Origin of the sequence: Microvirga roseola, assembly GCF_020866965.1 — a bacterium.
In the GTDB taxonomy this organism is placed as follows: domain Bacteria; phylum Pseudomonadota; class Alphaproteobacteria; order Rhizobiales; family Beijerinckiaceae; genus Microvirga; species Microvirga roseola.
This window is the reverse complement of record NZ_JAJATX010000002.1, coordinates 27,548-50,598: the sequence shown is the minus strand read 5'-3', so window position 1 is coordinate 50,598 and position 23,051 is coordinate 27,548. Positions and strand designations below refer to the sequence as shown.

The window sequence follows — 23,051 nt, the reverse complement described above, 5'->3', positions numbered from 1 at the left end:
GATTGCGGGAGCCCCCATCGTCCGGCGCCTTACGTTACGCCATGTTCTTGTAACCCTATTTCACGCAACAATGTCAACTAAAACCCGTGAGGAATTTTAGGACATAAGTGTCACCCCCCGTTCGGAGGGGCCACACTCGAAACTCTATAACACAAACGTAACCCTTTGATAAGGCGCTGTAGTTAACGCCTTTGCCGAAGCAATGCGGCCACATCGTGAAGCTTGGAGGGCAATCTCCAGCAGGTGCGGCTCCGCACAGGAGCGCCCCGGCGGCAGCCCGGGACCATCCGGGCGGCAGGCTCCCCGGCCGGCGCCAAGGCAGGTCCGGGGCCAGGCGAGCCGCCCTCTTGAGGTCTTTGACGCGGGATCGGAATCGTCGGGCTTACCCCCTCCGGGCATGCCGCCGATCCGATATAGCTCCCCCGTCAGCGGGGAATAAGGCCGCGCAAGCCGTAGACGAGGGCCGCGAAGACGGCGAGGCTCGCGACGTAGATGAAGACGAACCAGAGGAGCCGCTTGGAGCGCTTCTCCGGAGTGTGACTCGGCCCTGCATTCATCAGTGGTATCCGTAACCCCCGCCCTTGATCTCCTCGGCCACCTTTCCGCGGAAGACGTAATAGGCGTAGGCCGTATAGACGAAGGTGAGCGGCATCACGATGGAAAAGCCGACCAGGGCGAAGAGCTGGGAGGTCACGGTGTTGGCCGTGTCCCAGATCGTGAGGTTCGGCGGCACGAGGTAAGGAAAGAGGCTGATGCCGAGGCCGAGATAGCCAAGCAGGAACAGGGCGATCGCCTTGAAGAACGGCCTGTAATGCGTCCCGGCCTCCAGGTTGCGGTAGAGCCGGTAGGCCGTGAACGCCGTGATCAGCGGAATCGGCGCGAGGAAGGCGATGTTGGGCCAGGAGAACCAGCGGTCCTCGATCTCCCGCCCGAGGAATGGCACCCAGAGCGACACGACCCCCATGGCGATGATCGTCGCGATCAGGAAGCGGATGGCCATGCGCCGCGCCCAGATCTCCAGTTCGCCCGTGGTCTTCATCACACACCAGGTCGCGCCGAGAAGCCCGTAGCCGCAGATCAGTCCGATGCCGGTCACCACGCTGAAGAGCGTCAGGAAATCCCAGGTGCCGCCCGTGAACTGGCGTCCGTCATTGGCGAAGCCCTGGACGAAGGCGCCCAGCACCATGCCCTGGAAGAAGGTGGCGAGCAGCGAACCGAAGAAGAAGGAATTGTCCCACAGGAACTTCGAGCGGCCCGACTTGAAGCGGAACTCGAAGGCGACACCCCGGAAGATGAGCGCAATCAGCATCAGGATGATCGGCACGTAGAGCGCCGGCATGAGCACGGCATAGGCGATATGAAAGACGGCGAAGAGGCCGCCGCCGCCGAGGATGAGCCAGGTCTCGTTGCCGTCCCAGACCGGAGCCACCGAGAACATCATGCGGTCGCGCCAGTTCTCGTTGTGCGCAGCCTTGAAGAGGATGCCGACGCCGAGGTCGAAGCCGTCCACGATGACGTACATCGCGACCGCGACCGCAATGAGCGCGGCCCAGATCACCGGTAGCCAGAAGGCGAGACCTTCGAGTTCCATTCCGTAACCGAACATGGTGCCGCCTCCTATCGCGCCGGGAGAGCTTTGTCGCCGGGCGCACCTTCCAGCGCCTCGTCCGGCACCGAGAACGGACGCTTCGGCTTCTTGCCGGGATCGTCGCCGCGGATCTCTTCGACGGGATCCGGTCCGCGACGCAGGAGCTTCGCGAGGTAGTAGGACCCGAAGCCGAAGACGAAGGCGTAGACGACAACGAAGATGAGGAGCGAGGCGGTGACCGCGCCGGCGGAGACGGGCGAGACCGCGTCTGCCGTGCGCAGGAGGCCATAGACCACCCAGGGCTGACGGCCGATCTCGGCGGTGAACCAGCCGAAGAGCACCGCGCCGAAGCCCGACGGGGTCATCAGCATCGCGGCGTAGAGAAACTTCCTGTTGGTGAAGAGCGTGCCTTTCCAGCGCAGGTAAACGCTCCACAGGCCGATGAAGAGCATTGCAAAGCCGATGGCGACCATGACACGGAAGGAGAAGAAGACCGGCCAGACCGGCGGGCGATCCTCGCGCGGCACATCCTTCAGGCCCGGCACGACGCCGTCATAGGCATGGGTCAGGATCCAGCTGCCGATCTTCGGGATCGCAATCTCGTAATGGTTCATCTCCGCCTCCTCGTCGGGGATGGCGAAGAGACGAAGCGGCATGTTGGCTTGCGTCTCCCAGTTGCCCTCGATGGCGGCGAGCTTCGTGGGCTGGTATTCCAGCACGCCGAGGCCGTGCAGATCGCCGATCACGATCTGGATCGGCACGAAGATGGTGGCGAACCAGAGCGCCATGGACATGGAGCGCCGCGAGGCAAGAAGCTTGGATTCCGGCGCATCGTGCGGATGACGCAGCAGCATCCACGCGGACATTCCCGCCACGGCGAAGGCCGTCGTGAGATAGCAGCCCATCACCATGTGGGCATAGCGGTAGAGGAAGGACGGGTTGAAGATGATCTGGAACCAGTCGACCGGCACCGCCTTGCCGTTCTCGATGGCGTAGCCTGCAGGCGTCTGCATCCAGGAATTGGCGGAGAGGATCCAGAACGCGGAGATGAGGGTGCCCAGCGCCACCATGCAGGTGGCGAAGAAATGCAGCCGGTCGCCCACCTTCTCCCAGCCGAAGAGCATGATGCCGAGGAAGGCCGCCTCGAGAAAGAAGGCCGTGATCACCTCGTAGGCGATGACAGGACCCAGCACGTTGCCCGTGAACTCGGAGTATCGCGACCAGTTGGTGCCGAACTGGTAGCTCATGACGATGCCGGAAACCACGCCGAGACCGAAGGAGACCGCGAATATCTTCACCCAGAAGCGGAAGAGGTTGCGGTAGAGCGGGTTACCGGTGCGCAGCCAGTTGAATTCCAGCGCTGCGAGCCAGCTTGCGAGGCCGATGGTGAAAGCCGGAAAGATGATGTGGAAGGCAACCGTGAACGCAAACTGGACGCGCGAGAGCATCAGGGCGTCGAATTCCATTTCCGCTTCCCCTTCGATGGTCCCCTCTGCTTTTAGGGCGGGACAAGGGGGCGGACCAGTGGGGCACGGTCACGGCAGCTTTGCGCTAAGGGAATAGATTCCCTTCAGACAAGCCGCCATCCGGTGCTGAGGCGCGACAGAGCCTCCAGCTCGACGGGATCGTGGCTGCAGAAGATGCGGACATTGCTGCGGTCGTCATTCGCCAGCATGCGCAGCCTTTCCTGATTGCGGAGCCGCATCGGCCGGTTCTCCTCCATCATCCGCTGATAGGCGGCAAGACCGGGCGTGCAGGAGGGCTCCTCATCCATCTCGTGCCGGTGAAAATAGGCGTCCCCGGCATTGAGCAGCCACCCCTCGGGCGTGTCGATGGCTATGCCGGCATGCCCCATCGTGTGTCCGGGAAGCGGGATCATCAGAAGCTCGGGCGGCAATCCGTCGAGGTCGCGCACGGAGCCGAAGCCGAACCAGCTCTCTCCGTCCGGATCGTAGAAGCGCCAGTCGCGAACGCCATCCCATTGCTCGGGGCGGTAGCGGCGGCGATGGATGAAGCCCTGCCGCACCTCGGCCTCCTCGGCCTCCGCGCGAAGCACATGAACCGTCGCTTCCGGGAAGTCCTCCAACCCGCCCGCATGATCGAAATCGAGATGGGTGAGGACAATATGGCGCACGTCGCGCGGGGAGAACCCCTGACGTTTCACCTGCTCCAGCGCCGTGTAGCGGTGCTCGAGCTGGATGCGGTTCATCCGGACGAAGAGCGGGCCCAACCGCTCATACGGCTCCTCCACATCCCGCGAGCCGAAGCCTGTATCGACGAGGACGAGGCCGCTATGGTCCGTCTCCACGAGGAGGCAGTGGCATACCAGCTGCGCCGTCGGACCGCGGCTGACGCCATCCCATAGCCTGCCCCCGATGGGGCACATGCAGCCGCAGTTGAGATGATGGATGCGCATGCGTGTCCTCGATGTAAAGAGACTGGCCCGGCTCCAACGTCGGAATCGCGCAAAATGTTCGTACCCGTCAGGTGCGCGCCTCGGCTTGGTCCTTGCCGGCAGAGGCGCGGCGCGTCTTTCCGGCCTCCTTCCGGACCTTCTCGACTTCCTCCGAGAGACGCTCCTGCAGGAGCGTCAGGACCGCGGCCTCCTCGGGCCTGAGGGAGGCAAGCTCCTCGCGCAGCTCCGTCTCGGCCTCGTCCTTGATTTCGAGCATCAGCGCCTTGTCGAGATAGCAGGTGAAGACCTCCGGATGGACATAGCATTTGCGGCAGACCGTGGGCGTGTTGCCGAGGCGGGCGGAGACGGTCTCGATGGCCGCGCGGATGTTCTTCTTGGCCTTGGCCTCGCTGTCGAACTCCTCGAACTCGGACAGCGCCATGGCGGCGAGCACCGTTCCCGCCCAGGTGCGGAAATCCTTGGCGGTGATCTCGCGCCCGGTGATGTCCTTGAGATAAGCGTTCACATCCGCCGAGGTGACGGATTGCTGCTCGCCGTTCTCGTCGAGGTATTGGAAGAGATCCTGACCGGGCAGGTCCTGGCAGGCCTTCACGATCTTGGCGATGCGTCGGTCCTTGACCGACAGGCGCCACGTCTTACCGCTCTTGCCCTTGAACTGGAATTTCAACTCCGAGCCATCCACCTTCACATGCGGATCGCGCAAGGTCGTGAGGCCGTAGCTCTTGTTCTGCTTGGCGTAATCCGAATTGCCGACGCGGATGAGCGTGTTCTCGAGCAGATGCACCACCGTCGCCAGCACCTTCTCACGCGGCAGGCCGCGCTGGCTCATGTGCTCGTCGATGGTCTTGCGGATCGCGGGCAGGCCCTTCGCGAACTCGAGCATGTGCTCGTACTTGGTGCTCTCGCGAACCTCTCGGAAAGCCTGATGGTAGCGGTACTGCTTGCGCCCCTTGGCGTCGCGTCCGATGGCCTGGATATGACCGCTGGCCTTGGGGCAGATCCACACATCCGTATAGGCCGGAGGAATGGCGAGTTTCCTGATGCGCTCCAGCGTGGCCTCGTCCTCGACCTTCTTTCCGTCGGGGCGCAGATAGGTGAAACCTTTGCCGGCTTTCTTGCGCCGGATGCCCGGCTCCTCGTCCGATACGTAAGTCAGACCGGCCGTCTCGGCGGCATCGCGCGGATCGACGACGTTTTCGGGAGAGGAATTCGGATCCAGCAGCATCACTCGCCTGGGAAAAGCCTGAGACATCAACTGGACTGCGCCATCTCCGGTTCCCTGCGCGAAACAGGAGCATCGATCCCGAGGCGCTCGTTGCGGATCTTGATGGCAAGGATCGTACCGCTCATGCCAAGGCTGAGCAGGTTGAAGACGATGAGAGGCCAGCTGCCGATCATGAAGCCGTAGATCGACCAGAGGGTGAAGGCCGTGACGGTGACCATGTACATGCGCTTGGAGATCGCCGTCGTATCGCGCTCACGCCAGGCCTTCAGCACCTGAGGAGCGAAACTCGACGTGGAGAGCAGACCCGCCACCGTGGCCAGGATTGTCGGCGCCCACTGATTCATTCTCGTCTCCCGTTCGCTCGGCAGACGGCAACGGAATCGGACTTGGGGAGTTCCCTCAGGCTCCTGCGGCGGCTAGAAGGGCTGGATCTCAAGCCGGATTGCCCGTGTCCTCCTCGCCCCTTCCCGATCTCCAAGGCCGCAAGCTCGTCTTCGTCGTCACCGAAGACTGGTTCTTCGCCTCGCATTTCCTTCCCATGGCCCGGGCCGCGCGGGAGCTGGGCCTTTCCGTTTCGGTCGTGACCCGCGTGCGCTCCCGCCGGGAGGCCATCGAGGCGACGGGCGCGAAGGTGATCCCGCTCCAGGCCGAGCGGCGCAGCCTGAACCCCATGGCGGCGGGCTATGCCTCCGGGCAGCTCGCTTCGATCCTCAAGGCCGAGAAGGCGGATCTCGTCCACTGCATCGCGCTACGCAGCATTCTGGTCGGCGGCTTCGCCGCCGGCATGGCGGGCATCCCGAACCGGGTCTATGCGCTCACCGGCTCGGGGTTTCTCGGGGCCAGGACGGACCTTGCCGGGCGTTTCGCGCGCCGGGCCGTGCGTCTGCTCGTCCGTGGGCTGGAAACGAAACGGACCCGCTACCTCTTCGAGAATACGGACGATCCCGGGCTCCTGGGCCTCGACCCGGCGGCCCCTCATGTCGCCATCGTGGGCGGCGCAGGCGTCAATCCCGAGGCCCTTCGTCCGGAGCCCCTGCCCCCGCAGCCGCCGCTGAAGGTGGCCGTCGTCGCCCGCATGCTCTGGTCGAAGGGCGTCGACCTCGCGGTGGAGGCCGTGCGTGCGGCACGGGCGAAGGGAGCGGATGTGGAGCTGTCCCTCTACGGCGCTCCCGATCCCTCCAATCCCAAGGCGATCCCTGAAGAGACCCTGATGGCCTGGAATGCGGAGCTCGGCATCGCCTGGCACGGCGCGACAAGGGACATCGCGGGGGTCTGGCGCGACCACCACCTGGCCTGCCTGCCCTCCCGCGGCGGCGAGGGCCTGCCCCGGACGCTTCTGGAGGCTGCCGCCTGCGGCCGGGCCATCCTGACCACGGACGTTCCCGGCTGCCGGACCCTGGTGCGGGACGGGATCGAGGGCCGCATCGTTGCCCCCAATGATTCCTCGGGCTTGGCGGAGGCGCTCGTTGCCCTCGCCAGCAATCCGGATCTGGTCGTCCGAATGGGCGAGGCGGTCCGCGCCCGCGTCCTCGACGGGTTTACAGAGCGGGACGTGATGGACAGGCTGAAAAGCCTCTATATCTCCATCCTGACATCATGATCGACGACGCGAACGCCTTCATCCGCGCCGAGACGCGCCTTCGCCCGGTGCCCCACGCGCCGGAAATTTCCCTGCATGTGGCGGACGAGGCGACTGATCTCTGGCAGAAGACAGAGGAGGAGCTCGGCGCAATCGGCCTTCCCCCGCCCTTCTGGGCCTTCGCCTGGGCCGGCGGGCAGGCCCTCGCCCGCTATATCCTCGACAATCCCGAAACGGTGCGCGGCCGCCGCGTCTTGGATTTTGCCTCCGGCTCCGGGCTCGTGGCCATTGCGGCCATGAAGGCCGGCGCCGCCGAGGTCATGGCCTGCGACATCGATTCCTTCGCGATTGCCGCCATGGCCCTCAACGCCGAGGCGAACGACGTCACCATCACCCCCGTCCAGGCGGACCTCGTCGGACAGGATCAGGGCTGGGACACGGTTCTGGCGGGCGATATCTGCTACGAGCGGGACCTGGCGGAAAAGGTCACGGACTGGCTCTTCGCCTTGAGCCGCAGGGGCGCAACCGTGCTCATCGGCGATCCGGGGCGCAGCTACCTGCCTCAAGACCGTCTCGAGCGTCTTGCCGCCTACGAGGTGCCCGTCACACGCAGCCTCGAGGACGCGGAGATCAAAAAGAGCAGCGTCTGGCGGTTCAAGCAGGATTGATCGCCGCCTCTCCTCCGGCCGAGCTTGACGGAGAGGGGTTTTCGCATCAGCTAAACGGCGGCGGCCCATCCCGCGCCGCCCTGGATCGCAGCATGTCTCTTCTCACCTCCTCCGACATCGACGCCGCTCCCGAGAGCCTGGCAGGACCGGCTCCGCGCCACCGCACGGTGGGCGTGCGCGTCGGCTCCGTCATGGTCGGCGGCGGTGCGCCGGTCGTGGTCCAGTCCATGACCAACACGGACACGGCGGATGTGGACGCGACCGTCGCCCAGGTGGCGGCGCTGGCCCGCGCAGGTTCCGAGATCGTCCGCATCACGGTCGACCGGGACGAAGCGGCGGCGGCCGTGCCGAAGATCCGCGAGCGTCTCGACCGCCTGAGCGTGACCGTGCCGCTGGTGGGCGATTTCCACTATATCGGCCACCAGCTTCTTGCCGATCATCCGGCCTGCGCTGAGGCCCTCGACAAGTACCGGATCAATCCCGGCAATGTGGGCTTCAAGGAAAAGAAGGACCGGCAGTTCGCGGCAATCGTCGAATTGGCGATCAAGCACGGCAAGGCTGTGCGCATCGGCGCGAATTGGGGCTCCCTCGATCAGGAACTGCTGACCCATCTCATGAATGAGAACGCGGCCTCGGCCAACCCGCGCGACATGCGCTGGGTCACCCGCGAGGCCATGGTCCAGTCGGCGCTCCTGTCGGCAGCCCGGGCCGAGGAGATCGGTCTCCCTAAGGACCGGATCATCCTCTCGGCCAAGGTCTCCGCCGTCCAGGACCTGATCGCGGTCTATCAGGAACTCGCCCGCCGCTCCGAGTACGCCATCCATCTCGGCCTCACCGAGGCCGGCATGGGCACGAAGGGCATCGTCGCCTCCTCCGCCGCCATCGGCATCCTGCTCCAGCAGGGCATCGGAGACACGATCCGCTTCTCCCTGACCCCGGAACCGGGGGGCGACCGGACCATCGAGGTCAAGACGGCGCAGGAACTGCTCCAGACCATGGGCTTCCGCACCTTCGTGCCTCTGGTGGCCGCCTGCCCGGGCTGCGGGCGCACGACCTCCTCCGTCTTCCAGGAGCTGGCGCGGGACATCCAGAACTGGATTTCCTCCTCCATGCCCGAGTGGCGGCGCACCCATCCCGGCGTCGAGAACCTGAACGTGGCGGTGATGGGCTGCATCGTGAATGGGCCCGGCGAGTCAAAGCACGCCAATATCGGCATCTCGCTTCCCGGCACGGGCGAGCAGCCGGCCGCTCCCGTCTTCATCGACGGAAAGAAGGCCATGACCCTGCGCGGCCCCACCCTCGCCCAGGACTTCCAGAAGATCGTGCTCGACTATATCGAGAAGAACTATGGCCAAGCCGGACGGGACGCCGCCGAATAGGCCGAAGCCGTTGAGGTTTGTGGAAGCCGGCTTTTCATCGATATCGCGGTGAGCAGGGACTTGCGGATCGTCCTTCGCCCCTCAGGGGGAGTGAAGACGATCCGCGGAACACTCGCTCGAATTCCGTTTTAAGCTCAGGCGCGATGTGTTAGAAGCCCGCCGCGCCGGCATCGACGGCCGTTGCGTCCTCTCTGGAAGGGGGGCGCCCTTCGTCACGTTGCCAAGTCACCGATTCAGGGCCGTCCGCGGGCATTTCCGCAAAGAAATACACATGGCAGATCAGAACACCGCCGTCCCAGGGCACGCCGATTCACCGGCTCCGGAAGCTTCTCTTCCCGAAGCCCATGGCAAGGCGAGCCTCACGACCCTGGTCGTCGGCGCCGTCGGGGTCGTTTTCGGCGATATCGGCACGAGCCCCCTCTATGCCTTCAAGGAATCGGTCGCCGCGGCCGCGGCAGGCGGTCCCGTCACCCGCGACATCATCCTGGGCACCCTGTCCCTGATCCTGTGGGCACTCGTGCTGGTGGTGACGTGCAAATACGTCTTCGTCCTGCTGCGCGCGGACAACAAGGGAGAGGGCGGAACCCTGACCCTCGTGGCCCTGGCTCAGCGCACCGCGCGGCACAAGCGCGGCGTCGTGCTGCTCCTCGGCATCGTCGGCGCGGGTCTCTTCTACGGCGACGCGGTTCTCACGCCCGCCATCTCGGTGCTGTCGGCCGTAGAGGGCCTCAACCTCGTGACGCCGGCCCTCGAGCCCTATGTGGTGCCCCTGACCCTGGCGATCCTGACGGCTCTCTTCCTCGCCCAGTCCCGCGGGACGGGAAAGGTGGCCGCCCTGTTCGGGCCGATCATGCTCGTCTGGTTCGCAACCCTGGCCGTGACCGGGGCGCTTCACATCCTGGACGACGTCTCGGTTCTCCTGGCGATCAATCCGCTCCACGGCATCATGTTCTTCGTCGATCACCCGAGCGTCTCGCTCGCGGTTCTCGGCGCGGTGGCTCTTGCGGTCACGGGCGCCGAGGCGGTCTATGCTGACCTGGGCCATTTCGGCGCCAAGCCCATCCGGAGAGCCTGGCTCTACCTCGTCTTTCCGGCGCTCACCATCAACTATTTCGGCCAGGGCGCACTCGTCCTCGCCCATCCGGAAGCCGCCGAGTCGCCGCTTTTCCGTCTCGTGCCGGAATGGGCGCTGCTGCCGATGATCGGCCTCGCGACGCTCGCCACCATCATCGCGAGCCAGGCGGTCATTACCGGAGCCTTCTCGCTCACGCGCCAGGCCATCCAGCTCGGTCTCCTGCCGCGCATGGAGATCCGCTTCACCTCGGAAGCGCACCAGGGGCAGATCTACCTGCCGAAGGTGAATATGCTGCTGCTCTTCGGCGTGATCGTGCTCGTCCTCATCTTCGGCTCGTCGAGCAACCTGTCCCACGCCTACGGCGTGTCCGTCTTCGGCGCCATGTCGGTGGATGCCATCCTCGCCATCATCGTGATCTGGCGGGGCTGGCGCTGGGGCCTCGGCCTGGCGCTCGCGACGATGCTGCCGTTCCTCGCCATCGACCTCGTGTTCTTCGGCGCCAACCTCCTGAAGCTGTTCACGGGCGGCTACGTGCCGGTCCTGCTGGCCTCCGCGCTGATCACGCTCATGTGGACCTGGGTGAAGGGCACGAACATCCTGTTCGAGAAGACCCGCAAGATCGACGTGCCCTTCCTCGAACTGGTGAAGATGCTGGAGAAGAGCCCGCCTCATCAGGTCAAGGGCACCGCCGTGTTCCTCACCAGCGACCCGGACACCGCGCCGGCCGCCCTGCTCCACAATCTCAAGCACAACAAGGTGCTGCACGAGAAGAACGTGATCCTCACCGTCAACAGCGTGGACGTGCCCCGGATCGACGACGAGGACCGGGTGCAAATCGAGCATGTGGGCGATTCGTTCTGGCGCATCCAGGTGAGCTACGGCTACATGGAGACGCCCAACATTCCGCGCGGGCTCGCGATCCTGCGCAAGCAGGGCTTCAAGTTCGACATCATGTCGACGTCGTTCTTCCTCTCGCGCCGGTCCATCCGTCCGGCAACACAGTCCGGCATGCCGCTCTGGCAGGACAAGCTGTTCATCAGCCTTGCAAAATCCGCGAGCGACGCCACGGACTTCTTCCAGATCCCCACCGGGCGCGTGGTGGAGGTCGGCACGCAGGTCACTGTGTGAGGTTGTTGCCCTTCGCGTGAGCCGGTGTCAGTCTCAGGTCTCCATGACCGAGATTGTCCTTATCCGCCCGAGCCTCGAGTGGCTGCCGGCTTACGAACATGCCCTCGCCCAGGGCTGGTCGCCTGACACGACGCAGGATGTCAGCCAGGAGCAGCTGCGGCAGCTCAGGCAGGACCCTGAGCGCTTCCTGTACGATCTCTACAGCAGCCCGACCCTTCGCCTTGCCGATGGTACCGAGGTTCCGCGCCTGCCGGCGCACGATTTCTGGATCAGCGATGGGGAATTCTGCGGCCGGATCGGCTTCCGCTTCCAGCGCGGCACGGAGGAGATGCCGCCCAAGGTCCACGGGCATATCGGCTACACCATCGTGCCCTGGAAGCAGCGGCGCGGCTACGCGACCGAGGCGCTGCGCCAGATCCTGCCCTTCGCCCGCGACGAGGGCTTTTCGCGCGTCCTGATTACCTGCGATGACGACAACCTGGCCTCGCAGAAGGTGATTCTCGCCAATGGCGGCGTCGCAGCGGGTACGTTCCCCCACGACCGCCTTCCGGGGCGCACGAAGCTCCGCTTCTGGGTTCCGACGCTCTAGACCTGCCGCTCCACGACGAAGCGCACCGCCTCGCGCAGTGTATCCGCCGGCGGGCCGAAGCCGTCCAGGGCGGCCTCGGCCTTCTCTACGAGATGGCGGCATTCGCGCCGCGCGCCGTCGAGCCCGAGAAGGTCCACGAGGGTCGCTTTGCCCTTCTCGAGGTCCTTGCCCGTGCGCTTGCCCAGCGCCTCCGCGGAGGATTCCCGGTCGAGGATGTCGTCCGCCACCTGAAAGGCCGCGCCCAGCGCCCGCCCGTATTCCACGAGGCGCCGGCGCGTCGCCGCGTCGGCCCGGCCGAGGATTGCGCCCGCTTCTACCGAAAAGGTGAGGATCGCGCCCGTCTTCATCATCTGGAGGAGCCTGACATCGGCCTCCCCGAGATCCGCCGCCCCGTAGCGGCCTTCGGCGGCGAGATCGAGCATCTGGCCGCCGACCATGCCCCCGAGTCCCGAGGCGCGGGCGAGGCCGAGCACGAGATCGGAGCGGATGGCGGGGTCGGAATCGGTCTCGGGATCGGCCAGGACCTCGAAGGCCAGCGTCTGCAGGGCGTCGCCCACGAGGATCGCGGTGGCCTCGTCATAGGCCTTGTGGACCGTGGGCCGGCCCCGGCGCAGGTCGTCGTCGTCCATGGAGGGCAGGTCGTCATGGACGAGGGAATAGCAGTGCAGGAGCTCGACGGCGCAGCCCGCGCGCAGGGGTCCCTCCCCCGTCTTTCCGAAGAGGCGGGCCGTCTCGATGGCGAGGAAGGGCCGCAGGCGCTTGCCGCCCCCCAAGGCCCCATGTCGCATGGCCGCCATGAGGCGGGCGGGCCGGGCGATCTCGCCCTGCTCCGCTTTGTCTGATAGCAAGGCCTCGAGACTTGCTTCGACAACCCCGGCGGCCTCGTTGAGCCGCGCCGTGAAAGTGCTGGTGGATGGCGTCATGACGAGCCCGGATTCGGAGGGATCTGCGATCCCGTCCGAGGAAAATGGTGAACGTTCCGGGCCGGGATGGACGCTGCGGTCGGGTCGGTCGCGGGAGCCGATATCGGCCGCCCGCCTGTTTCGACGCACCGTCCGGATCGGCCTCGGTCTCATCCTCTTATGGGTTGCGGCGGTCTTTTGGCTAGGCCTTTTGTACTGGGTCGTGCCCCCGGTCTCGACGCTCATGCTCGGCCGCTGGATGACCCTGCAGCCTATGGCTCGCGATTTTGTGAGCCTCGACGAGATCTCGCCCCATCTGCCGCTGGCGGTGATGACATCCGAGGACAGCCTCTTCTGCGAGCATCACGGCGTCGACTGGAATGCCCTTTGGCAGGTGGTGGAGGCCGCCGACGAGGACGGTCCCTCCCGGGGCGCCTCGACCATCCCCATGCAGGTGGCCAAGAACCTCTTTCTCTGGCCGAATCGATCCTATGTCCGGAAGGGCCTGGAGATCCCGGTCGCCCTCTATCTCGACCTGATCTGGTCGAAGCGGCAGATGATGGAGGTCTATCTCAACATCGCCGAATGGGGCGAAGGAGTTTTCGGGGCCGAGGCCGCCGCGCAGAAGTACTTCAGGAAACCGGCCCAGAGCCTGAGCCGCCGGGAGGCTGCCCTTCTGGCCAAGGCGCTGCCCAATCCCCTCGCGCGTAACCCGGCCCGCCCCTCGGGCCGGCATGGCGCCCTGGCGGGACAACTCGTGGCGCGCATGGCGGGCGCCGCCCCCTACAGCGCCTGCCTGAAACCCTGACCGCGCGCTCAAAGGGGCTAGATATTTCCCCGAATACCTTGTATGAGGCGCAACCTCATCAAGACTGAGATGTGAGCGTTCCCCGGTTAAGCGGGCGCTCCGCTATTGACCGGAGACGAGATAAATGGCCGTTCCAAAGAGAAAAACGTCGCCGTCGCGGCGCGGCATGCGTCGCTCCGCCGATGCCCTGAAGGCCCCGACCTACGTCGAGGACAAGGATTCCGGCGAGCTGCGCCGCCCTCACCACATCGACCTGAAGACCGGCATGTACCGTGGCCGTCAGGTCCTCAAGGTGAAGTCGGAAGCGTAAGATCCACGCTTCATGCGACAATCAGGAACCGGCGCTCCATGCGCCGGTTTTTTTGTGCCCTGACGCCTGAAGCTTTCAAGATTTCTTAAGGCTTTGCGCCGATCCTGCTCCCTTGCATCAAAGGGGTTGTCGACCGGGCCGCGAGCCGTTTCGCCGTCCTCCAGCCCCTCTGCGTCGGGGTGTTGGGTCAGATGGGGTCGAAGCGTCAGGGGCGGGCTGGGATCTTTTCGGGCGCATCCCGGACGTCGCGCAGGCGCCGTCAGCCTTCCCTCCCTTCCGGCCGGGCCTCTTCCTCCGGCACCGTCTATGCCTGGGATCTCGCCTCCGACACGCTGTCCTGGGGACCTCACGCGGCATCCGCGCTGGGTCTGGATTCGGACGACGACCTGCCCCAGACGGGCGCGGCCTTCGCCCGCTTGGTCGAGCCCGGCAGCGGGTCCTCCCGCCATGAAGCGATCGCGGAAGGCGCCAGCCCGAGCGGAACCTATGATACCCGCCATGCCCTGCGCTTCGGACCGGACCGGGTCGTCATGGTGCTGGATTGCGGCCGCTGGCTGCCGGATGGCCGTGGGCGGCCCGCTTTCGTACGCGGCCAGTTGCGCGCGGACATCCAGGCCAGCACGCCCGATCTCCTGCCTGCCGCCATCGTGTCGCGCTCGGAGCTGCTCCGCTCCATTCAGGCCTCCATCAACGAGGCCCTGCGCCTCTCCCAGACCTGCACCCTGATCGTCGGGTGTTTCCAGGACGAGGACGAGGTCACGGTGGCGGAGATCGGCCACAGGCTCCGCCCGATGATGCGCCGGCAAGACCATTTCGCGGCCCTTGGTCCCAACTGCTTCGCCCTCGCCCTGGTCGGCTGCCCGGCCATCGAGGCGGCCAGCGCCATGAGGCGGTTGGCGGACCTGCTCAGAGGCCATCCGGCGGCCTCCTCCCTGCATCTCGCCGCCGCCTGCGCGCCGGATCACACCTTCAAGGCCGTGAAGCTGCTGCGCTTTGCCGAGGAGGCGCTGAGTCTCGGCATCGAACGCGGCGAGACCACCAGGGTCCACGATCTCCGCCACGCCCCGTCGAAGCCGAGCGCGAAGCGCGATCCCTTCGACTGGCTTGCCGCCCTCAACAGCCGCAGCCTGAGCCTGTCCTGTCGCCCGGTGGTGGACTCCCGCACGCGCGCCAGCGCCATGACCCGGGCCTGCGCCGGTCTCGCCCTTTCCGACGGGCGCACGGTCCCGCTCCCGCCTCGCCGGGATGTGGACGGGCTTGCCCTTCTCTTGGAATCCCGCCTGCTGGAACTGGCGGCGGATCGCCTCGCCCGCCATGGCCAGGAGCGCCTCGCCCTGCCCCTCTCCGCGGCTGCCCTGCAGGATCCCGAGTGGCTGGCGGTGCTGGCCGCCCATCTCGGCGCGCGACCGGGGATCGCCTCGCGGTTCATGATCGAGATCGACGAGAGCGCGCTTGCGGATATACCTGCCGTCAGGGGCCGGCTGGATGCCATGAAGGCCCTCGGGATCGGCCTTTCCGTCTCCGGCTTCGGGGCCGGCCATGTGGCGCTGTCGCAGATTCAGGACCTGCCGGTCGATCTCGTCCGCCTCGACGGCGTCTTCATCCAGCCCCTCGGGCGCTCGACCGACGACCGCCTTTACCTGCGCACCCTGATCGACAGGGCGCAGCACCTCGGTATCCCCACCGCCGCGGAATGGGTGGACGACGAGGGAACCGCCCGCCTGCTGGAATCCTGGGGCGTGGATTATCTAGATGGAAACCTGTTCGGGGAGCTTGAGGCGATCCGACAGGCCGACAGCCTCGGACAACGGAAAAAGCGGGCGTGAAGCCGCCCGCCTGAAGCCCTGCGCCTACTTGCCTGAAAGCTTCTCGAGCTTTGCCTGCATGTCGGCCATCTGGCGCTTCAGGGCGTCGAGTTCGTCGGAGGTCTCCTCCGCCTCGGCCCTGGTCTCGACTGGACCTCCGGGCCGCTGCGGGGGGAAGGGCGAGAACATGCGCATGGCTTCCGTGAAGAGACCCATGTTCTTGCGGATCTGGTCCTCCATGGCCTGGAAGGCTCCGGGGCCGAAGGCCTGGGCCATCTGGTCCCGCAGCTTCTGCTGTTCCCGGGACAGGTTGTTCATGGAGAATTCGAGGTAGCTCGGCACCAGCGCCTGCATGCTGTCGCCATAGAAGCGGATGAGCTGGCGCAGCACGGTGACGGGAAGGAGGTTCTGCCCCTCCTTGCTCTCCTGCTCGAAGATGATCTGGGTCAGGACCGTGCGGGTGATGTCCTCGCCCGACTTCGCGTCGTAGACGACGAAATCCTCGCCGCCGCGGACCATCTCCGCCAGGTCCTCCAGCGTCACGTAGGTCGAGGTGCCGGTGTGATAGAGGCGGCGGTTGGCGTATTTCTTGATGACCGTCGGCTGCTTGTCCGTCGCCATGGGATCCCGATGCAGTACTAGTGACCAAAGCGCTGGCCCGGGCCCGCTTCCGGGCTTGAGCCGCGCCCAGATTAGTGGGTTCCCGGATTTGGTCAAAGCCTTAAAAGCGCAGGCGGGATTTCACGGTCCCTCGACCATAGTGTGCTTGACTTCGACCCGCTGCGCGCTTTGATCGGATCATCAGCACTTTGCCTCGCGCATAGGCAGGCCAGCACAGGAGATCGGAATGGCCCGAGACAGCATCGTCATCGTCGGCGCTGCACGCACCCCCGTCGGTTCGTTCAACGGCGCCTTCGCCAATACCCCCGCGCATGAGCTCGGCGCGGTCGCCATCAAGGCGGCGCTCGAGCGCGCGAAGGTCGACGGAGCGGAAGTGGACGAGGTCATCCTCGGCCAGATCCTTACCGCCGGCCAGGGCCAGAACCCGGCCCGCCAGGCGGCCATGGCCGCGGGCGTGCCGCAGGAGAAGACCGCCTGGGGCCTCAACCAGCTCTGCGGCTCGGGCCTGCGCACCGTCGCCATCGGCCTGCAGCAGATCGCCAACGGCGACGCCAGCATCATCGTGGCGGGCGGACAGGAATCCATGTCGCTCGCCCCGCACGCGGCGCATATGCGCTCTGGCACCAAGATGGGCGACTTCAAGCTCGCGGACACCATGCTGAAGGACGGCCTGATGGACGCCTTCAACGGCTACCACATGGGCAACACCGCCGAGAACGTGGCCCAGCGCTGGCAGCTCACCCGCGAGGAGCAGGACCAGTTCGCCACCGCCTCGCAGAACAAGGCCGAGGCCGCCCAGAAGGAAGGCCGGTTCAAGGACGAGATCACGCCGGTGACGATCTCCACCCGCAAGGGCGACATCGCGGTGGACCAGGACGAGTACATCCGCGCCGGCACGACCGTCGAGGCTCTCGCGAAGCTCAAGCCCGCCTTCTCGAAGGAGGGCACGGTAACCGCAGGCAACGCCTCCGGCATCAATGATGGCGCGGCGGCCGTCGTGCTGATGACCGAGGCCGAGGCCGAAAGGCGCGGGCTCACCCCGCTCGCCCGGATCGTCTCCTGGGCCACCGCCGGCGTCGATCCGGCGATCATGGGCACGGGCCCGATCCCGGCCTCGCGCAAGGCGCTGGAGAAGGCCGGCTGGAAGGCTTCCGATCTCGACCTCGTCGAGGCGAACGAGGCCTTCGCGGCGCAGGCGCTCGCGGTCAACAAGGACATGGGCTGGGATCCGTCCATCGTGAACGTCAACGGCGGCGCCATCGCCATCGGCCATCCCATCGGCGCGTCGGGAGCGCGTGTCTTCGTGACCCTGCTTCACGAGATGGGCCGCCGCAATGCGAGGAAGGGCCTCGCCACTCTCTGCATCGGCGGCGGCATGGGCGTCGCCATGTGCGTGGAGCGCTGAGGCGTTCTCGAGAGCGGGGCGCAGGCCGCCTCGCTCCCAATAGGATAACAGAACGGGCCGCGCTTTCGTCGAGGAGCGCGGCCCTTCTTCTTTAGGACGAAAGTTCTCCGGGAAATTACGGAGCTTCATTCTTTTCCGCTTCGCCACATATACTAAACTATGCCTTAGGCAGCGTGATTTGCTGCCTCGGGATGGAATGGATCCGACAGAGATCCGCATGGGAACGGCTCGGGAAGGAGACAGACATGGCGCGCGTTGCATTGGTCACCGGCGGCACTCGCGGCATCGGCGCCGCGATCTCGATGGCCCTCAAGGAAAAAGGCTATACAGTTGCGGCCAATTACGGCGGCAATGACGAGGCCGCCAACAAGTTCAAATCCGAGACGGACATCCCGGTCTACAAGTTCGACGTATCGGACGCCGCCGCCTGCGAGGCGGGGATCAGGAGCATCGAGGCCGAGCACGGCCCCGTCGACATCTTGGTCAACAATGCGGGCATCACCCGCGACGGCATGTTCCACAAGATGACCTTCGACCAGTGGTCGGCCGTCATGCGCACCAATCTCGATTCCATGTTCACCTGTACGCGGCCCGTGATCGAGGGCATGCGTGAGCGCGGCTTCGGACGCATCATCATCATCTCCTCCATCAACGGCCAGAAGGGTCAGATGGGACAGGCGAACTACTCGGCCGCCAAGGCTGGCGTCGTCGGTTTCGCCAAGGCGCTCGCTTTGGAGAACGCCAACAAGGGGATCACCGTCAACGTGATCGCACCCGGCTACATCGCCACCGAGATGGTGAAGGCGGTGCCGGAAGAGGTTCTCAAATCCAAGATCCTTCCCCTCATCCCGGTCGGCCGCCTCGGGGAGGCGGGGGAGATCGCCCGTGGGGTGCTCTTCCTCGCCGGCGACGATGCGGGCTTCATCACCGGCTCGACCCTGTCCCTCAACGGCGGGCAATACATGGCCTGACGCCGCCCGGCGTGTCGCAATAAAGCTCCAAGGGCCCTCCTCAGCGGGAGGGCTTTCGTTTATGGCGGTCATCATGACGACTCGCACCGCCACCCTGATCGGCTTCACAGCCATTCTTCTCTGGTCCCTCCTGGCCCTGCTGACAGTGGCGACGGGGCGGATCCCCCCGTTTCAGCTCGTGGCGATGACCTTCCTGATCGGCGGGCTTCTCGGAATGGCGAGCTGGATCGTGCGGCCCCAGGGGATCAGGGCCCTGCGTCAGAAACCCATCGTCTGGGCTCTCGGCCTGAGCGGCCTCTTCGGCTATCACGCCCTCTATTTCGCCGCCTTGCGCTGGGCTCCGCCGGCGGAGGCGGGCCTGCTGAACTATCTCTGGCCGCTCCTGATCGTCCTGTTCTCCTCGCTCCTGCCGGGCGAGCATCTCCGGCGGGCCCACATTGTCGGAGCGCTGCTCGGATTTGCGGGAGTCGTCGTGCTCATCGCCGGGCGCGGATCCCTCGATGCGCGGGCGGAAGACATTCCCGGCTATCTCTGCGCGGTCGTCGCCGCCTTCTTCTGGGCCAGCTACTCGGTTCTGTCCCGCCGCTTCGGCCAGGTGCCGACCGACGCGGTGGCCGGTTTCTGCCTAATGGCGGCCTTCCTGAGCCTCGTCTGCCACCTGATGTTCGAGACGACCGTCTGGCCCGAGACCTCCATGCAGTGGCTCGCGCTCGTGGCGCTCGGTCTCGGCCCGGTGGGCGGATCCTTCTATGTCTGGGACATCGGCATGAAGCGGGGCGACATCCGCCTGCTCGGCGTCGCCTCCTATGCGGCTCCCGTGCTCTCGACGCTGCTTCTCGTCCTTGCCGGTTATGCGGAGCCGTCGCTGACGCTCGCCGCCTCCTGCGGCCTGATCGTCCTCGGCGCCCTCGTCGCGACGCTTACGCCGAAGCGGGCGGCGGCGGCGGCATGACCCGGTGCGTGTAGCGATAGGCGTCCCCGAAGCCGAGGGACCGATAGAGGGAGCGGGCGACCTCGTTCTCCTCGCGGACCTGGAGATAGGCCGTATGGGCACCCTCCTGGTAGCCCCAGGCCATGAGGCTCGAGACCACGCGCCGCCCTAGACCGATGCCGCGCAACTCCGGCGAAACGACGATGTCGTAAAGGCCCACATAGCCCCGCTCCACCACGCCAAGTCCCCAGGCGACCGGCTTTTCGTCGAGATCGAGGGTCGCAAAGGCCGCCTTCTGGCGGATGCGGGAGACGATCTGCATCAGGGTCGAATCGTCGGCCTTATCGCCGCCATAGGATTCCGCGGCCTCCCGCACCCAGCGCTTGGTGACCTCGGCCTGGAGGCGCACCTCGGGATCGACGGCGCAGTCGCCCTCCCTGACGGGAACCACCATCACACAGGTGGCCTCGATCTCCTGGAAGCCGCGCTCGGCCAGGCGCTGATCCGCATCCGCCGCCTGCAGCCCGTTGAGGCGAAAGGTGGGGCGCACATTGGCCTCCACGAAACGCGCGATCATGGTGTCGAGGAGATCGTCGTCGAGGGCCGCGCCAGGCATGAGGGGCGTGGCGGAGTTGGCGCGCTTGGAATAGCCGTTGGCGAGCCGCAGGATCCAGCCGTCATAGGCCTGGTAGTCGAAGGACGGCCAGGCGTTCAGGAGCCGGCTTTCCAATCCGATGACGAGGCTCTGATCGCTCATGAGGCTCAAACGCTCCTGGTGTGCTCTCGCCTCATCAGAACCTGTTCTTCCATTCGCGCAAGGCCTGAAACACCTCGACAGGGCTCGCCCCCTCCTTCTGCACGGATTTCGCGAGCGCCGGCTCGCCTGCGCGCAGGAACGGATTGGTGGCCTTTTCCTGGCCGATGGTGCTCGGCACCAGGAAGCGGCCCTCGGCCTTCGCCCGTTCGGCTTCCGCCGCCCGCGCCTTGAGGGCTTCGTTGTCCGGATCGGCGGCGAGCGCGAAGCGGGCGTTCGAGAGCGTGTAGTCGTGGCCGCAATAGACCCGCGCCTCGTCGGGAAGAGCCGCCAGACGCTGGAGCGAGGCCCAGAACCCGGCATAGGTCCCCTCGAACATGCGCCCGCAGCCGAGAGTGAAGAGCGTGTCGCCCGCAAACAGAGCGCGATCGGCGGCGAACCAGTATGAGATGTGGTCTGCGCAATGGCCTGGCGTCTCCCACACATGCCCCTGGAGGTCACCGACCATCACCGTATCGCCCTCGCGAACGAAGGCGTCGGCGAGAGGCACCGCATCGCGGGCCTTCACGGGCGCGACCACCCGGCAGCCGGTGCGGCGCTTCAGGGGCTCGATCGCCTGCACGTGATCGGCATGGCGGTGCGTCACGATGATGTCGGACAATTGCCAGCCGGTTTCCGCGAGCGCCGCAAGGATCGGCCCCTCCTCCGGCGCGTCGATGGCCGCGCAGGCCCCCGTATTGGGATCCTGGATCAGGGCACCGATATTGTCGTCAAGACAACGAAAGACGTGGATTTGCGCGGACATGGCGGGCCCCTTTACTTGATGCGTCATGAGCTATCATGGGACAGTTCGGCCGGGAAACCAGATCTTGACTTGCAGCGGCTCTCGGGAAAGGGGCGGCCAGGCACGAGCGGACAGGGCATGAGTATAGACATCACCGATCTGCGCAGCTTCTACGCCAGCCCCTTGGGCGGCGTGACCTGCCGCTATGTGGGGCGGGCCATCGACAGCTTCTGGGGCCACCTGCACGGCCTGCGCGTGCTCGGCCTCGGCTATGCGCCCCCCTATCTCGCGGCGGTGCGGGAGGAATGCGAGCGCACCATCGCCTTCATGCCGGCGAGCCAGGGCGTCGTGAACTGGCCGAGCACCGGAGCTTCGGCGGCCGCTCTCGTCGACCCGCTGATGATGCCCCTGCCCGACGCCTCCATCGACCGGGTCCTGGTGGTGCATGCCCTGGAGACGGTGGAGAGCCCGAGCGATCTCCTGCACGAGATCTGGCGCATCCTGACTCCGGGCGGACGCATCATCATGGTGGTTCCCAACCGGCGCGGGTTGTGGGCGCGCATGGACACGACCCCCTTCGGCTACGGCCAGCCCTACAGCCGCTCCCAGCTCAAGAGCCTGATGCGCCAGACCTGGTTCTCGCCGGAGGGCTGGGCCGAGACCCTCTACATGCCGCCCCTGCGCAACCGCCTTCTGCTCCAGACCGGCCAGATCTGGGAGCGGATCGGCTCGGGCCTCTCCATGCCCGGCGCGGGACTTCACATCGTCGAGGCGACGAAGCAGCTCTATCGCCCCGGTGCGGTGCGCGTGGTCCGGCGCGCCAACCGCACGGTTCCCGTTTTTATTCCTGCTCCCGCCTCCTGCGTGGCGGAATGTCCTTGATTTCGCCGGGTTTTGGGGATCAAGGCGGGGCTCAGCTTGACTTGAGCCCCCTGAAACGCCAGTGTCCGCCCGCTCCGGCCAGGCCTGCAAGAGCCAGCGCCGGTTATCATTTTCCATAGAGTCTGATGCGCAGTTATCTCGATTTCGAAAAGCCTGTCGCCGAACTGGAAGCCAAGGTCGAGGAGCTCCGGGCGCTCGGTGAGAACCGGGACGCGGTCTCCATCGCGGACGACATCTCCCGGCTCGAGGCCAAGGCGGCCGACGCCCTGAAGGATCTCTACGGCAGGCTCACGCCCTGGCAGAAGACCCTGGTCGCGCGTCATCCGCAGCGCCCCCATTTCGTCGATTACTGCGCCGGGCTGATCACCGAATTCACGCCGCTGGCCGGCGACCGCAAGTTTGCGGAGGACGAGGCCATCGTCGGCGGCTTCGGCCGCTTCCGCGGCCAGCCCGTCTGCGTGCTGGGCCAGGAGAAGGGCCACAACACCGAAACCCGCATCCGGCACAATTTCGGCATGGCCCGCCCCGAGGGCTACCGCAAGGCCGTGCGCCTGATGGAAATGGCCGACCGCTTCGGCCTGCCGGTCATCTCCTTCGTGGACACCGCCGGCGCCTATCCCGGCATCGAGGCGGAGGAGCGCGGGCAGGCGGAGGCCATCGCCCGCTCGACAGAGACGCAGCTGGGACTCGGCGTCCCGAACGTCTCCGTGGTCATCGGCGAGGGCGGCTCCGGCGGCGCGATCGCCATCGCCACCGCCAACAAGGTTCTGATGCTGGAGCACGCAATCTACAGCGTGATCTCGCCGGAAGGCGCGGCTTCAATCCTCTGGCGCGACGCGGCCCGCGCCCAGGACGCCGCCACGAACATGAAGATCACCGCCCAGGACCTCCTGCGGCTCGGCATCATCGACGGCATCGTGACCGAGCCCGTGGGCGGCGCGCACCGGGACCCGCAGGCCACGATCCAGGCCGCCGGAAACGTCATCGAGGAAGCCCTCCACGATCTCGGCAATATGGGCCCCGCGGAACTGCGCGACCACCGGGCGGACAAGTTCCTCGCCATCGGGCGGAAGCTTTAAGCGCCCCCCTCGTGCGGACTGCCGATATGCCTCCCTCCCCTACGCGGGGAGGCGAGCAAGCCCGTCTTCAGCGGCCTAAGAGCGGGTCGGGTCTGGTGATCCGCTGGATGGAACCTCATTTCGCCACAATGGACGGACTTTTTACCTCCAAT

General features: G+C 66.0%; 23 protein-coding genes. 13 read left to right on the top strand and 10 right to left on the bottom strand.

All coding sequences use genetic code 11. The annotated features are described in order from the left end of the window. Window positions 1–425: 425 nt before the first annotated feature. From LG661_RS25005 to LG661_RS01625, 6 genes are all read right to left on the bottom strand, one after another. Window positions 426–557, bottom strand: coding sequence for a hypothetical protein (locus LG661_RS25005; RefSeq protein ID WP_268995421.1), 132 nt, complete (start codon window positions 555–557; stop codon window positions 426–428). Beyond that, window positions 557–1,606, bottom strand: coding sequence for a cytochrome d ubiquinol oxidase subunit II (gene cydB / locus LG661_RS01645; protein ID WP_230530124.1), 1,050 nt, complete (start codon window positions 1,604–1,606; stop codon window positions 557–559). Before cydB ends, LG661_RS25005 begins: the two co-directional genes overlap by 1 nt. Before the next feature lie 11 nt (window positions 1,607–1,617). Beyond that, window positions 1,618–3,054, bottom strand: coding sequence for a cytochrome ubiquinol oxidase subunit I (locus LG661_RS01640; RefSeq protein WP_230530123.1), 1,437 nt, complete (start codon window positions 3,052–3,054; stop codon window positions 1,618–1,620). Window positions 3,055–3,158: 104 nt separating this feature from the next. After that, window positions 3,159–4,004: an MBL fold metallo-hydrolase gene (locus LG661_RS01635; protein WP_230530122.1), complete on the bottom strand. Its 846-nt coding sequence runs from the start codon at window positions 4,002–4,004 to the stop codon at window positions 3,159–3,161. Between the two features lie 67 nt (window positions 4,005–4,071). Beyond that, the gene (locus LG661_RS01630) at window positions 4,072–5,229 is read right to left on the bottom strand and encodes a DNA topoisomerase IB (protein ID WP_230530121.1); all 1,158 of its coding nucleotides are present in this window, start codon (window positions 5,227–5,229) and stop codon (window positions 4,072–4,074) included. Between the two features lie 26 nt (window positions 5,230–5,255). After that, window positions 5,256–5,573 (bottom strand): SemiSWEET family sugar transporter, encoded by a 318-nt coding sequence (locus LG661_RS01625; protein WP_230530120.1) that lies wholly within the window; start codon window positions 5,571–5,573, stop codon window positions 5,256–5,258. Between the two features lie 104 nt (window positions 5,574–5,677). Between LG661_RS01625 and LG661_RS01620 the strand changes: the two genes are divergently transcribed. From LG661_RS01620 to LG661_RS01600, 5 genes are all read left to right on the top strand, one after another. Continuing rightward, window positions 5,678–6,829, top strand: a complete 1,152-nt coding sequence (locus tag LG661_RS01620) for a glycosyltransferase family 4 protein (protein ID WP_230530119.1) — start codon at window positions 5,678–5,680, stop codon at window positions 6,827–6,829. Beyond that, window positions 6,826–7,476: a class I SAM-dependent methyltransferase gene (locus LG661_RS01615; RefSeq protein WP_230530118.1), complete on the top strand. Its 651-nt coding sequence runs from the start codon at window positions 6,826–6,828 to the stop codon at window positions 7,474–7,476. The genes LG661_RS01620 and LG661_RS01615 overlap by 4 nt, the downstream gene beginning before the upstream one ends. A 92-nt stretch (window positions 7,477–7,568) precedes the next feature. Further along, window positions 7,569–8,855, top strand: a complete 1,287-nt coding sequence (ispG, locus tag LG661_RS01610) for a flavodoxin-dependent (E)-4-hydroxy-3-methylbut-2-enyl-diphosphate synthase (protein WP_230530117.1) — start codon at window positions 7,569–7,571, stop codon at window positions 8,853–8,855. Window positions 8,856–9,126: 271 nt separating this feature from the next. After that, window positions 9,127–11,058: a potassium transporter Kup gene (locus LG661_RS01605; protein WP_230530116.1), complete on the top strand. Its 1,932-nt coding sequence runs from the start codon at window positions 9,127–9,129 to the stop codon at window positions 11,056–11,058. A gap of 43 nt (window positions 11,059–11,101) precedes the next feature. Beyond that, entirely contained in the window at window positions 11,102–11,647 is a 546-nt protein-coding gene (locus LG661_RS01600) for a GNAT family N-acetyltransferase (protein WP_230530115.1), read from the top strand. Here LG661_RS01600 and LG661_RS01595 read toward each other — a convergent pair. Beyond that, window positions 11,644–12,570 carry a polyprenyl synthetase family protein gene (locus tag LG661_RS01595; RefSeq protein ID WP_230530114.1) on the bottom strand — a complete coding sequence of 309 codons (927 nt, stop codon included), beginning with the start codon at window positions 12,568–12,570 and terminating at the stop codon, window positions 11,644–11,646. The two genes, LG661_RS01600 and LG661_RS01595, sit on opposite strands and share 4 nt — an antisense overlap. On the opposite strand from LG661_RS01595, the gene mtgA reads away from it, so the two are divergent. The 3 genes from mtgA to LG661_RS01580 all read left to right on the top strand — a co-directional run bounded on the left by mtgA (window position 12,569) and on the right by LG661_RS01580 (window position 15,493). Continuing rightward, complete coding sequence (mtgA, locus tag LG661_RS01590; protein WP_230530113.1) at window positions 12,569–13,357, top strand: monofunctional biosynthetic peptidoglycan transglycosylase; 789 nt, start codon at window positions 12,569–12,571, stop codon at window positions 13,355–13,357. The two genes, LG661_RS01595 and mtgA, sit on opposite strands and share 2 nt — an antisense overlap. 124 nt (window positions 13,358–13,481) lie before the next feature. After that, window positions 13,482–13,667, top strand: coding sequence for a 50S ribosomal protein L32 (gene rpmF / locus LG661_RS01585; protein WP_230530112.1), 186 nt, complete (start codon window positions 13,482–13,484; stop codon window positions 13,665–13,667). A 191-nt stretch (window positions 13,668–13,858) separates the two neighbouring features. Beyond that, complete coding sequence (locus LG661_RS01580; RefSeq protein WP_230530111.1) at window positions 13,859–15,493, top strand: GGDEF domain-containing phosphodiesterase; 1,635 nt, start codon at window positions 13,859–13,861, stop codon at window positions 15,491–15,493. Window positions 15,494–15,517: 24 nt separating this feature from the next. On the opposite strand, the gene phaR is transcribed toward LG661_RS01580, so the two are convergent. Continuing rightward, window positions 15,518–16,093, bottom strand: coding sequence for a polyhydroxyalkanoate synthesis repressor PhaR (gene phaR, locus LG661_RS01575; protein WP_230530110.1), 576 nt, complete (start codon window positions 16,091–16,093; stop codon window positions 15,518–15,520). A gap of 226 nt (window positions 16,094–16,319) precedes the next feature. Between phaR and LG661_RS01570 the strand changes: the two genes are divergently transcribed. From LG661_RS01570 to yddG, 3 genes are all read left to right on the top strand, one after another. Then, window positions 16,320–17,498 carry an acetyl-CoA C-acetyltransferase gene (locus LG661_RS01570; RefSeq protein WP_230530109.1) on the top strand — a complete coding sequence of 393 codons (1,179 nt, stop codon included), beginning with the start codon at window positions 16,320–16,322 and terminating at the stop codon, window positions 17,496–17,498. 245 nt (window positions 17,499–17,743) lie between these two features. Further along, window positions 17,744–18,469, top strand: a complete 726-nt coding sequence (phbB, locus tag LG661_RS01565) for an acetoacetyl-CoA reductase (protein WP_230530108.1) — start codon at window positions 17,744–17,746, stop codon at window positions 18,467–18,469. Window positions 18,470–18,542: 73 nt separating this feature from the next. Beyond that, window positions 18,543–19,421 (top strand): aromatic amino acid exporter YddG, encoded by an 879-nt coding sequence (yddG, locus tag LG661_RS01560; RefSeq protein ID WP_230530107.1) that lies wholly within the window; start codon window positions 18,543–18,545, stop codon window positions 19,419–19,421. Here the strand turns inward: yddG and LG661_RS01555 are convergent. Together LG661_RS01555 and gloB are read right to left on the bottom strand one after the other, a co-directional pair. Next, window positions 19,390–20,157: a GNAT family N-acetyltransferase gene (locus tag LG661_RS01555; RefSeq protein ID WP_230530106.1), complete on the bottom strand. Its 768-nt coding sequence runs from the start codon at window positions 20,155–20,157 to the stop codon at window positions 19,390–19,392. The genes yddG and LG661_RS01555 overlap by 32 nt on opposite strands. Window positions 20,158–20,191: 34 nt before the next feature. Further along, window positions 20,192–20,959 (bottom strand): hydroxyacylglutathione hydrolase, encoded by a 768-nt coding sequence (gene gloB / locus LG661_RS01550; protein WP_230530105.1) that lies wholly within the window; start codon window positions 20,957–20,959, stop codon window positions 20,192–20,194. A gap of 117 nt (window positions 20,960–21,076) precedes the next feature. Here gloB and LG661_RS01545 point away from each other — a divergent pair, with 117 nt between their 5' ends. Both LG661_RS01545 and LG661_RS01540 read left to right on the top strand, forming a co-directional pair. Next, window positions 21,077–21,820, top strand: coding sequence for a class I SAM-dependent methyltransferase (locus LG661_RS01545; RefSeq protein ID WP_230530104.1), 744 nt, complete (start codon window positions 21,077–21,079; stop codon window positions 21,818–21,820). Between the two features lie 125 nt (window positions 21,821–21,945). Continuing rightward, window positions 21,946–22,899, top strand: coding sequence for an acetyl-CoA carboxylase carboxyltransferase subunit alpha (locus LG661_RS01540; protein ID WP_230530103.1), 954 nt, complete (start codon window positions 21,946–21,948; stop codon window positions 22,897–22,899). Window positions 22,900–23,051 lie beyond the last annotated feature (152 nt).